Source organism: Lactobacillus fornicalis, assembly GCF_055362665.1.
Genome location: NZ_JBLTIM010000008.1, coordinates 12,639 through 24,577, shown reverse-complemented (window position 1 = coordinate 24,577; position 11,939 = coordinate 12,639). Strand labels below are relative to the sequence as shown.

At 34.1% G+C, this 11,939-nt stretch carries 12 protein-coding genes; 1 reads left to right on the top strand and 11 read right to left on the bottom strand.

Features of this window, described 5'->3' with window-relative positions; translation table 11 throughout:
* Positions 1–3: 3 nt before the first annotated feature.
* Genes rsmB through gmk form a run of 5 tightly spaced genes read right to left on the bottom strand, consistent with a single transcriptional unit; the run spans position 4 to position 5,555 of the window.
* Positions 4–1,317, bottom strand: coding sequence for a 16S rRNA (cytosine(967)-C(5))-methyltransferase RsmB (gene rsmB / locus ACNDLV_RS02400; RefSeq protein ID WP_006586920.1), 1,314 nt, complete (start codon positions 1,315–1,317; stop codon positions 4–6).
* Entirely contained in the window at positions 1,310–2,254 is a 945-nt protein-coding gene (gene fmt / locus ACNDLV_RS02395; protein WP_006587362.1) for a methionyl-tRNA formyltransferase, read from the bottom strand. Before fmt ends, rsmB begins: the two co-directional genes overlap by 8 nt.
* 16 nt (positions 2,255–2,270) lie before the next feature.
* On the bottom strand, positions 2,271–4,664 hold the full coding sequence (gene priA / locus ACNDLV_RS02390; protein WP_006586922.1) for a primosomal protein N': 2,394 nt from the start codon (positions 4,662–4,664) through the stop codon (positions 2,271–2,273).
* A 54-nt stretch (positions 4,665–4,718) separates the two neighbouring features.
* Positions 4,719–4,937, bottom strand: a complete 219-nt coding sequence (gene rpoZ / locus ACNDLV_RS02385; protein ID WP_006586923.1) for a DNA-directed RNA polymerase subunit omega — start codon at positions 4,935–4,937, stop codon at positions 4,719–4,721.
* A 3-nt stretch (positions 4,938–4,940) separates the two neighbouring features.
* A complete protein-coding gene (gmk, locus tag ACNDLV_RS02380) occupies positions 4,941–5,555 on the bottom strand; it encodes a guanylate kinase (protein ID WP_006586924.1) in 615 nt (204 codons plus the stop codon).
* A 212-nt stretch (positions 5,556–5,767) separates the two neighbouring features.
* Here gmk and ACNDLV_RS02375 point away from each other — a divergent pair, with 212 nt between their 5' ends.
* The gene (locus ACNDLV_RS02375; RefSeq protein WP_006586925.1) at positions 5,768–6,073 is read left to right on the top strand and encodes a hypothetical protein; all 306 of its coding nucleotides are present in this window, start codon (positions 5,768–5,770) and stop codon (positions 6,071–6,073) included.
* 54 nt (positions 6,074–6,127) lie between these two features.
* On the opposite strand, the gene recN is transcribed toward ACNDLV_RS02375, so the two are convergent.
* The 6 genes from recN to ACNDLV_RS02345 are packed head-to-tail and all read right to left on the bottom strand — an operon-like array spanning position 6,128 to position 11,938.
* Positions 6,128–7,813, bottom strand: coding sequence for a DNA repair protein RecN (recN, locus tag ACNDLV_RS02370; RefSeq protein WP_006586926.1), 1,686 nt, complete (start codon positions 7,811–7,813; stop codon positions 6,128–6,130).
* Positions 7,814–7,826: 13 nt separating this feature from the next.
* Positions 7,827–8,639, bottom strand: coding sequence for a TlyA family RNA methyltransferase (locus ACNDLV_RS02365; RefSeq protein ID WP_006586927.1), 813 nt, complete (start codon positions 8,637–8,639; stop codon positions 7,827–7,829).
* A complete protein-coding gene (locus tag ACNDLV_RS02360) occupies positions 8,639–9,505 on the bottom strand; it encodes a polyprenyl synthetase family protein (RefSeq protein ID WP_006586928.1) in 867 nt (288 codons plus the stop codon). Before ACNDLV_RS02360 ends, ACNDLV_RS02365 begins: the two co-directional genes overlap by 1 nt.
* A gap of 1 nt (position 9,506) precedes the next feature.
* On the bottom strand, positions 9,507–9,749 hold the full coding sequence (locus tag ACNDLV_RS02355; RefSeq protein ID WP_006587363.1) for an exodeoxyribonuclease VII small subunit: 243 nt from the start codon (positions 9,747–9,749) through the stop codon (positions 9,507–9,509).
* Positions 9,739–11,100 carry an exodeoxyribonuclease VII large subunit gene (gene xseA, locus ACNDLV_RS02350; protein WP_006586930.1) on the bottom strand — a complete coding sequence of 454 codons (1,362 nt, stop codon included), beginning with the start codon at positions 11,098–11,100 and terminating at the stop codon, positions 9,739–9,741. The genes ACNDLV_RS02355 and xseA overlap by 11 nt, the downstream gene beginning before the upstream one ends.
* On the bottom strand, positions 11,087–11,938 hold the full coding sequence (locus ACNDLV_RS02345) for a bifunctional methylenetetrahydrofolate dehydrogenase/methenyltetrahydrofolate cyclohydrolase (RefSeq protein WP_006586931.1): 852 nt from the start codon (positions 11,936–11,938) through the stop codon (positions 11,087–11,089). The genes xseA and ACNDLV_RS02345 overlap by 14 nt, the downstream gene beginning before the upstream one ends.
* Position 11,939: the final 1 nt, after the last annotated feature.

Genomic DNA, 11,939 nt, shown 5'->3' with positions numbered 1-11,939 from the left:
TACTTAACCTCTTAATTTCATTTTTGCAATAAAGAAGCCATCACTGCCATAAGTATCTGGTAAAATCTTCAAACTTTCTTTACTTTGAACTTTAGATAAAGTTATTGGCATTATTTCAAATTCTGGATGCTTCTTTAAAAATTCTGCTATAACTTGTTCATTTTCTTCAATTGTAATTGAACAAGTTGAATAAACTAATTCACCATTCTTCTTTAATAATTGGGCAGCACTATTCAAAATCCCCAGTTGAATTCTCGCTAAATTATGAACATCTTTCATAGTCTTATCATAGCGAATTTCTGGTTTTCTTCTTAATAGTCCAAGCCCAGAACATGGTGCATCAACTAATATTTTATCAAATTTAGTATCAGAAAAATGCTCTGCAGCTTTTCTAGCATCTAAAGCAAGAGTTTCAACTCGCTCATCAACATGCATTCTTTCGGCATATTTTTTGATTAAGTTAAGTTTCTTCTTATGAATGTCTAGACTTATCACTTTTCCTTGTGGCAAGTTTTCTGCTAATTGACTTGTTTTTCCACCAGGAGCTGCGCAGGTATCCAAAACATAATCATTTTCTTGTAAATCAAAGCAATCCACTACTAAACTTGCTGCCTCATCCTGAATTGTAATCTGACCTGCCTTAAATTCATCTGTATTGACAATACTATGATTAACTAAAAAGCAGTTATCTGCAAGGGTTGATTCAGTCAAAGAATATCCTTGCTTTTTCAAACTATTAATTATTTGCGTTTGATTTGCACCTTTAGCAATTCTAATACTATTTTCTGCTCGTTTATTTAAACTCGGCAAGATTTTTTCAGTACGCTTCAAACCCCAGTTCTTAATAAAATACTGAACCAACCATTCTGGCATACTCTCTTTTATGCTCAAAAAATGGACAGGATCTTTCGGACTAGGTAAGACTTGCCCACGTCTTAAAAAAGAACGTAAAATTCCATTTACCAAACGATAACCAGATGAGTTCTTTTTACCAAAGCTCTTAGCTAATTTATTAGCTTCATCAAGAACAGCTCGATTAGGTACTCGATTTAAGAAAATCAACTGATATACCGACATTAATAAAAGTGGCTTCAAATAATCTTCTTTTAGTTTAGTTCTAAGTAAATCTTTTAATTGATATTCCAAGAATAACTGATATTGAATTGTTCCATAAACTAATTGGGTAACAAAAGCCTGATCTTTTTGAGAAAAATTATTTTCATTTAGAGCATGACTTAGACTTAAATTAGAATAGCCTTTTTGCTTAAATACTTTTATCAAAGTAGCCAACGCTACAGCACGTGCTGAGTTAGTCATCAATAAATACTTCTCCTAGCTTCAAACTTGCACCTTTACCATTCATATAGTCACGGCCGGCCATTTTCTTTTTCCCAGTTGGCTGAATTTCAGTAAGATTGAGAACCGTATGATTAGCAAAACTTACCGCAAAACGCTTGTGATTATCTACTAAAGCCCCAGCAGGTAATTGGGTTGTTTCATTTGCTACTTCTGAAGACCAAACCTTCATTCTTTGACCATTAATCATTAAATAAGCACCCGGATCTGGATTTAAGCCACGAATCAAGTTATGAACTTGGCTTGCAGTCATATCCTTAGTTATTCTTTCTTGGTCTTTACTAATATTTGGTGAAAAGACTACCTTAGTGGTATCTTGTGCTTTTTTATCGCAACTACCATCAATAATGCTTGGTAAGGTTTTAAGGAGTAAATCACGACCTAAAATAGCCATTTTTTCAAATAAACTACCTGCTGTATCTTCTGGTGCAATTGGTAGCTTTTCTTGGGCATACATATCACCAGCGTCCATTTCCTTAACCATTTCCATAATAGTTACACCAGTTTCTTTATCTCCATTAATCAAAGAGTATTGAATTGGAGCGCCACCACGATACTTAGGAAGAAGTGACCCGTGGACATTTACCGCTGCAATTTTAGCACTCTTTAAAAATTTAGTCGGTAAAAACTGCCCATAAGCTGCTGTAATAATTAAATCAGCATGTAAATTAATCAAAGTATCAAGTTCTTCACTTCTTGGTAAACGAGCAGGTTGATAAACAGGTAAATCGTATTTTTGAGCCATCTCTTTAACAGGAGAAGAAGTCAATTTCTGTTTTCGACCTACTTTTTTATCCGGTTGTGTAACCACCGCCAAAACTTGGTAATTATCCTTTATTAAACCTTCTAAAACTGTCGCACCAAAATTTGGTGTCCCTAAGAAAATAACTGATGTCATATTCATCCCTCTTTCATTATGATATTCTTCCAGGTTGAGTATCAATATAAATATTTAAGCCATATTTTTGCTTTTCTTGAGCCAAATCTTGAATCTGATGAAGTAGCTCATTTAATTTAGGTTCACGTTTATATTTTACCAGTATTTGATAATAATATTGATTTTTAATTTTAGAAATTGCACTCGGAGTTGGTCCCAAAACAATTGTTGGAGCATGAAGATTGCGCATTAAAATTCTTTTAATAGCAAAGGCTTCTTTGGCAGCATTTTGTTCATTTTTTGAAGCAACTGAAATTAAATTTGTAAAGAAAAACGGAGGATAATTTCCCTGATATCTTACTTTCATTTCAGTTTGATAAAAAGTTTCATAATCCTGTTTTTGCGCTAATTTTATTGCATAATGGTCTGGATTATAAGTTTGAATCAAAACTTGCCCACTTTTTTCTGCACGTCCTGCTCGCCCAGCCACTTGAGTTAATAACTCAAAAGTCTTTTCGCTTGCATTATAATCAGGCAAATAAAGAGCCGTGTCGGCATTAATCACCCCAACTAAAGTTACATTCGGAAAATCAAGCCCCTTAGCAATCATTTGCGTACCTAGTAAAATATCTGCTTCACCTGCACCAAATTTATCTAATATTTCTTTATAACTCCCCTTACGTCTTGTAGTATCAACATCCATTCTTAAAATCCTTACACCTGGAAGAAGTTCGCTTAACTCTTCTTCGACTTTTTGGGTTCCAGTTCCTAAAAAGCGAATTTTGCTACTTTGGCAATTAGGACAACTATTTGGGATTGGTTGATGAAAACCACAATAATGACAAATCATTTGATTTGTATCTTTATGCATAGTTAAAGATAAATCACAATTAGGACATTGTAAAACAAATCCACAATCTCGGCAAAGCATAAAACTAGCAAAACCACGTCGATTGAGCAATAAAATTATTTGTTCATTTCTCATCAACTTTTCTTTAATAGCTTCAACAAGGTCAGTAGATAAATCAAATTGACTTCCCGCAAATTCTACCGACTTCAAATCAATAATTTTAACTTCAGGCAGGGCTTTTTGATTGGCTCTTTTTGTTAAACGCAATAATTCATAAACGCCTTTTTGAGCACGCGCACGACTATCAAGAGATGGTGTCGCACTTCCTAATACTAAAGGCGCATTGTGAAATTGACTTCTCCAAATAGCTACATTTCTTGCATGATATCGAGGTGTATCTTCTTGCTTATATGATGCTTCATGCTCTTCATCAATAATAATTAAACCAATATTACTTAATGGAGCAAAAATAGCACTCCTAGCTCCTACAACTACTCGAGCTTCACCGCGTCTAATTCTGCGCCATTCATCATATTTCTCTCCTTCTGATAAACCACTATGTAAAACTGCCACTTCTTTTCCAAAGCGGGCATTGACCTGGCTAACCATTTGCGGAGTTAAGGAAATTTCCGGCACTAACATTAAAGCATTTTTCCCTTTTTGTAATGCATTGCTAATGGCATGTAAATAGACTTCTGTTTTTCCACTTCCAGTTATTCCTTCAAGTAAATAAGTTTTTGCTTCGGACTTCTCAATACTTTTATTTATTTTTTGCAGAGCAGCTGTTTGTTCCTGATTAAGAATAACAATCTTTCTTTTAATATTTTTTGAAAATTCAGTCAAAGGATTTCGATATTGCTCAACTTCTTTAATTTTGAGTAAATCTTTTTTAACTAAAGTATTAATTGCTGAAAATGATAAATTATATTTTTTCAACTGCCCAGAATCAAAAGGAAATTGTTCAAAATGTTGGATTATAAATTGCAATAATTCAGCCTGTTTAACAGCATTTGAACGTAGACTTTGTTGAATTTCTTTGTAATCGGTGAGACTAGAGGTAAGATAATAAACTTTTTTTGTTTTTTCCTTAGCTTTATTTTCAACTGCATATTCAATTTTAGCCATATCCTTTTTTAGTAACTGATTAATTTGGGCAATTTCTTCTAAATCGGTCACTTTTGCTAAATCAATACTTTTTCCTTTAAAAATTTGTAACTCTTCAGCCTGCTTGGTTGTTGGAATTAAAATTTTTCGATATTTTGCCCTCATAACACTAGGAAGCATGGTTTGTAAAATTGAAATCCGATAAGAAAAAATAGTTTTAGCCAAATATGCTGATAATTCAACTAATTCCGGAGTTAAGGGAGCTTGTTCATCAACAACTAACAACAAGTCTTTCAATTTTCCTTGATATTGACTAGTTTTAGTTAAGCCTACAACGAAGCCTTGAACTTTCCTTCGACCAAAAGGGACAACAACACGGGACCCAGTTGTTAAATCTGCAATTTGCTCAGGGACTTGATATTCAAAAATTCGATCTGTCTGCTTAGCTGCAACATCTACAATTACTTGCGCTATCATATTTATTTTCACCTGCTAAAAAGACCCTCATCTTAGCGATGAAGGTCTAACTAATTAATCAATATTAGTTTTGTGATCTGGGTCAATAATTACCTTACCTGCAGCAATTTCTTCTAATGCTTGGCCAACTGACTTAGATGATTTAAATTTATCAAGTGCTGCTGGATTACCTGCTTCAAGCTCATGAGCTCTTTTTGAAGCTAAAACTGATAAAGAATATCTTGAATCAACTCTGTCTAATAATTTATCAATTGATGGATATGTAATTTTCATGTATTAGTCCTCCTCAACCATTTTACGATACGAATCAATTACTCGCTTAACACTAACATGCTCGGCTTCAACAATCGCTTTAATATGACTAACTGCATTTGCAACAGTATCATTGACTACAGCATAATCATAATCAGACATCATCATAATTTCGTTGCGCGCTTGTTTCATTCGATTTTGAATAACAGCCTCAGAATCTGTTCCTCGATGAACTAGCCGATGCTTTAATTCATGCAAATCTGGCGGTGTTAAAAAGATAAAAACACCATCAGGCATTTGTTCACGAACTTTTTGGGCACCGTTAACATCAATTTCAAGCAAAACATCTTTACCTTCGCTCAGCATTTTTTTAACTGGAGCTAGCGGTGTTCCATAGTAATTGCCTACATATTGATTATATTCAATAAGCTCACCTTGGTTAATAGCCTCTTTAAAACGATCAACACTCACAAAGTAATAATCTTTTCCATCTACTTCACCAGGACGAGGCTTTCGAGTAGTCATTGAAACTGAATATTCAAATGGAAATGCTTTAGTTTCAACTATTGCACTTTTTACTGTACCTTTACCAACACCAGAAGGTCCTGATAGAACCAATAATAAACCTTTACTTGCCATGATTGCTCCTAAAAATCATTAATAATTCTATATTGCACTAAACTAGCAGATTTTTCAAGTTTCACTCCTTTTTTCTCATAATTAAATAACAATCATTTCCAAACATATTTTCGATTTTTCCTTGATTTTTTAAACATTAGTTCGTATAATTTAATCAAACAATTGTTCGAGAGTAATTTATGATTTTCGAGTGCTTTTAGGAGATTGAGAATATGAAGAATTTACAACTTATTGGGAAAAATCTAGTAACTAAGACTTTTAACTTATTTGAAGATATTTTTGCTTATGACCAAGACCAACTTTCTATCATTGGACAAAAGCAGCATTATATTTTAGCTAATTTAAGCTATGCTTTATTGCACCGTAGTTATATTTTGTTGACACTTAAAGACAATACCAATATAATTGGGAAAATCATTAAGGTCGTACCTAATAACAAAATTATTGTAAAAAATGCTGATACTAATGCAATTAACATTGTTAATATTACTGATATCTTTCGAACTGATATTGCCTAAAAAAGCTGGAAAGTTTTCGCTCAAAAAAGCGCATCTTTCCAGCTTTTTTAAATTTTATTTTTCGTGACTTCTCTTAATTAAGTCAGCAGCATTTTGTTCTGCAGCTGCTGTAATATTGATTCCTGCCATCATCTGTGCAATTGCTTTTACGCTTTCTTGGTCATCAAGTATACGTACTTGAGTAAAAGTATTGCCATCTTCAACATGCTTTTCAATTTTGTAGCGCCAATCACTACTTGCAGCTACTTGGACAGAGTGTGTAATTGCAATAACTTGCTTTTGTTGCCCAATTGAATGCATTTTCTTCCCAATAGCTGCTGATACTCGTCCTGAAACTCCAGTATCAATTTCATCAAAAACCATCGTGCCAACAGGTTCAACTTTTGAGAAGATTGTTTTTAAAGCTAAAATCAATCGTGATTGTTCACCACCAGAAACAATCTTCACAAGTGGCATTAATTCCTCACCTGGATTAGGGGCTATATAAAATGCTACTTCATCAGTTCCTAATTCATTGAAGGTTTTCGATTGAACGAATCTAATTGAAAATCTTGCTTTCTCCATAAATAAATCAGCTAATTCAGAACGAATTTCTTTTTCAAGCTGTGAACTAGTCTTTTCTCTCATCTGATGAAGCTTTTGAGCTGAAGCTGCCATATTATCTTCTAACTGACTAATTTCTTTTTGAAGTTTATCTTCATCTAGACCACCCATTTCAAACTGACTGAGTTCCTTAGAGATTTTTTGATAGAAATTAAATACGTCTGATAAATCTGGGCCATACTTCTTTTTTAAATTATTTAAAGTATCTAGTCGATTAGTAACATATTGGAATCTTTCTTCATCAAAATCCAAGTTGTCCATTATATTACCTAATTCACTTCGACTATCTGATAAAGAATATACCCCATCAGATAATGACTGGGCCATATTCTTGAAGTCTGAACCATATTCTGCAAGTTCATCAGCAGCATTTTGAGCATTACCCAATAAAGTTGTCAATCCATGTTCATCATCATCAAATACTTGCATTAAATAATTTGCTGTTTCTGCAATTTTTTGATAGTTATTTAATTTTGAATACTCTTGTTCCAGCTTTTCATCTTCATCAATATCTGTTAAATCAGCAGAATCAAGTTCATCTTTTTGAAATTGAAGAATATCATGCCTTTGGGCTAATTCTTGAGCCCCTTTTTGCAAATGCTTTAATTTATTTGTTAATTCTACCCATTTTTTAAATAGACTCTGATATTTTTCAAGTTCTACTTTAAAAATAGCTCCTGCATACTCATCAACTAAGTCTATTTGCCGTTCTTGATTCATTAATATTTGTTGATCACTTTGACCATGAATATCAACCAAATATTGCCCTATTTGTGCTAAAACTGTAATCGTTGTTAATTGACCATTAATTCTAATTACATTGCGTCCCTTATTTGATAATTCTCTACTAATGATTAAATCATCACCATCTAAAGGTAACCCATATTCGGAGCATAGATTTTCAACTATTTGCTTTTGACTTTCCTCAAGCGTAAAGAGTCCTGTAACAACTGCCTTTTTTTCACCTGAACGAATCATTTCACTTTGAGCGCGGTGTCCCAAGAGAAGGGAAAGTGCATCAATTAAAATTGATTTTCCTGCACCAGTTTCACCAATCAAGACCGTCATGTTCTTCTTGAATTTGATTTTCAGATTTTTAATAATTGCAAAATTCTGAATGTCTAATTCAACTAACATTATTCTTTCTCCTTTATAGCTGATTTACTGCAGCATTAATTACAGACTTAACATCGCCATCCCATAAAAGCTGACTAGGATTTGCAAGATTTTTTCGAAGGTGAATTAAAAATTCAATATTTCCCTTTCCACCTTTAATAGGAGAATAGTCAATCCCCAGAACATCAAAGCCAATTTCCAAAGCTTTATCAATTGTATGCTTAATAACAGCTTCATGTACATTATGATCCCGAACTATTCCATTTTTTCCAACATGGTCAGGTCCTGCTTCAAATTGTGGCTTAATTAAGCAAACAGCATCACACTGATCCTTTAAGATGTCAAACATTGGTGGCATAATCAAATCTAATGAAATAAAAGAAACATCAGTCATTGCAAAATCCGGCAAGCCCTCAGTAAAGTCGGCTGGCTTAGAATATCTAAAGTTTTGTCTTTCCATTACAATAACTCTTGAATCATCTCTAAGCTGCCAAGCCAATTGGTTATACCCCACATCAAGAGCATAAACTTTTTTTGCCCCACTTTGCAGTGCAACGTCGGTAAACCCACCTGTTGATGCACCAATATCAAGACATAATTTATCAGTTAGATCAATATCAAAAACTTTTAAGGCTTTCTCTAACTTAAAACCGCCTCTAGAAACATACTTTTGGCCATCATCTTTAATATAAAATTTTTCATCTTCTGGAAACTTTTCTCCAGCTTTATCAATCCTCTGATGTAAATGGTCAGTCACTAAGCCGGCCATAATGGCCCTTTGAGCTTGAGAGCGAGAATTGAATAACCCTTGCTTGAATAAAATTATATCTGCACGTTCTTTAGCCATTACAACACCTTTTTATATAGGTTTAAGAATCCTAATAACACTTCACTATTTAAGTCAGTCAAATTATTTTTCGCCGCTAAAATTAATTCTTGTAATTCTTTTCGACTTTCATCAATCCCTAACAAAGTTAAAGTATTATTTTTGCCTTCTTCTTCATCCTTATGAGTTGCCTTACCAGCTTCTTGACTTGTTTGAACAACATCAACTAAGTCATCATAAATTTGATATGCACGGCCAAAATTGGCACTAAAGTCGACTAATTTTTTACGAGAAAGATCATCTGCTTTGGCATAAATAGTTGCAATTTCAACACTGGCTTTTATTAAACAACCAGTTTTCAACCATTCCATTCGATTAATAAAATTATTATCTTCTTTAACAGCGTCATTATTAGTTGAATCAATATCTAAATATTGTCCACCTGCCATTCCATTAGGGCCGATTGCATTTGCCATAACAGCTACCATTTCAGCATTTTCAGCACTAGCAATCCATTCTAATCCCATTGGCAACAAAGCATCTCCTGCTAAAATAGCCTCTGCTTCACCCCATTTTTTATGACTAGTGAGCATTCCACGACGATAATCATCATTATCCATTGCTGGTAAATCATCATGAATTAAAGAATAAGTGTGAATTAACTCGATTCCACAAGCAACTCGAATTTCTTTTTCGGTAATTTCTTTTCCAAGTGAAATTAATGTTGCCAAAAAAAGCAATGGTCGTAATCTTTTACCACCTGCCATCACTGAATAAGCCATAATTTGACTAAATTTCTTATCTTCAATTTCACTAGATAGATGCTGTTCAAGATAATGATCAATAATTGGTTGATATTTTTGATAAAAGTTTGTAAAGTCTGTCATTTTATTCCTCTGGTGCAGCTGCATTTTGTGGATCTAATTCATGTTCAGTACCATCTTTGTCGATCAATTTTGCAACTGTTTCCTCTGCTGCTGTTAACTTCTTTTCCAAGTCTCGGCTAATCTTTACACCAGCCTGAAATTGTTCCAAAGCTTCGTCCAATGGGACATTACCATTTTCAAGATTATTAACAATTTTTTCGAGATCTGCTAATTGTTCTTCAAAATTATTTTTTTTACTTGGCATCTTCATTATCCTCTACTTCTAAAATCTTAGCCTTGGCCTTGCCATCTGCAAAATGCAAATTTAAGACCTCATCTTTTGCAATATTTTTAGTCGACATTATCGTCTTTCCAGCTTGGTCAGTTGTATAAACATACCCACGACTTAACACCTTTAGCGGACTAATGTCTTCAAGAGTTTGAACTTGTTGTTGAAAGGCTATCCGCTTATCTTTTAAAAGAGTTTTAATTGCATTAAGCAACCTTTGATTCAAATAATCATTACTTTGCTTGGTCCGTTCAAGTAATCTCTTAGGACTTTGGGCTAATAACTTTTGCTCGCTAATTTTTAGATTTTGTCGATTGTTTTGCAAAATCACCTTTATAATTTGCATCAATCTCCCAGTTAATTGATCAACACTTTGTACTTGTTGGTCATATAACCGCATTGGTTCACGCATAATAGGCGAGTTTTGAATTCTTAGTAAAGCCTGTTTACGTTCACGAATACATGCTTGCATACTGGTTAGAAGTCTACTTTGCAGTTGGTGCAAACCTGCCAATTCATCGCTTAAATTAGGTGTTGCATACTCTGCAGCAGCTGTTGGAGTTGCTGCACGTACATCAGCAACTAAATCACATAAGGTTGTGTCAGTTTCATGCCCCACTGAACTAATAACAGGCATAGGCATACTATATACTGAGCGAACTACTATTTCTTCATTGAATGGCCATAAATCTTCAAGAGATCCACCACCTCGTCCAATAATCATTACATCATATTCACTAGCCCGCTCTTTAATTTGGTTCATAGCATTTACTAAGCTTTCGGCAGCAGTATCTCCCTGAACTTGCGCAGGGAAAAGATCTATTTCAGCATGTGGAAAGCGTCGATTAGCAGTTACCATAATATCGTGAATAACTGCTCCTGATGCACTGGTAACAACTGCAATTTTATCTGGAAAGCGTGGTAATTTCTTTTTATGTTCAGCAGCAAAAAGTCCCTCTTTAGATAACTTATCCTGTAATTGACGCAATCTTTCATACAGCTCACCCAAACCAGCTGGCTCCATCGTTTGAGCATAAAATTGATATGTGCCTTGTGGTGGATAAACGCCAATATAACCACTTACATAGACTTTCATACCCTCTTCAGGCTTAAATTTCAACTTTTCAAAAGCAGAACGGAACATTACTACGCTGATTTTTGCTTTTTCATCTTTTAATGAAAAATATTGATGGGAATTTCTGCGATAGCGAAAATTTGATAATTCACCTTTCAAAAATACTTGATGTAAATAAGGATCGTTCTTAAATTTTAAATTGATATAGTAATTTAAATCAGAAACAGATAAATATTTATCATGATTTTCCATTTTGTCTCCTTGTCAATGCAACAACTTGTTGCATTAAACTCTCAACAGTTAACGGACCAACACCACCTGGAACTGGTGTAATATAACTAGCCCGCTTTTTGACATTATCAAAATCAACATCTCCGACCAAATGGCCATCAATCCGGTTTATCCCAACGTCAATAACAACTGCTCCTTCTTTTACCATATCTGCAGTAACTAGCTTAGCTTTTCCTACTGCAGCAACTAAAATGTCAGCTTGCTTGGTTAACTCTGTTAAGTTCTTAGTATGGGAATGGGCTAAAGTTACAGTTGCATTTCTTTCAAGTAACAATGCAGCCAATGGCTTTCCAACAATATTACTTCTACCAATGATAACGGCTCTTTTACCATCGAGTGAAATCTGATAATGATCTAATAAATCAATAATTCCACAAGCTGTTGCAGGTTTAACAAAATGAGTCCCCTGCCATAAACGCCCCACATTTGCAGCGGTTAGTGCATCAACATCTTTTTCCGGATTAATCGCTTCAATTAAGTGATCTGAATTAATCTGATCTGGGACTGGAAGTTGAACCATCACACCATTAATTTGGGGATCATTATTTAACTTTTGGATTAAAGCTAAAGCTTCTTCTTCAGTGGTTTCTGCAGGTAATTGAAAAATTTCTTGATCGATTCCTAATTTTTCAGCTCTTCTTTTTTTCGCTCTAACATAAACTTTACTTGCGGGATCGTCACCAATATTAATTACACAAAAATGTGGCTTTATTCCGTTGATAGACATTGCTTTAACCTTTTCTTTAATTTCTTCAGATAAAGTATTGGCTAATGTCTTTCCATCTAGTATTTCTGCCATC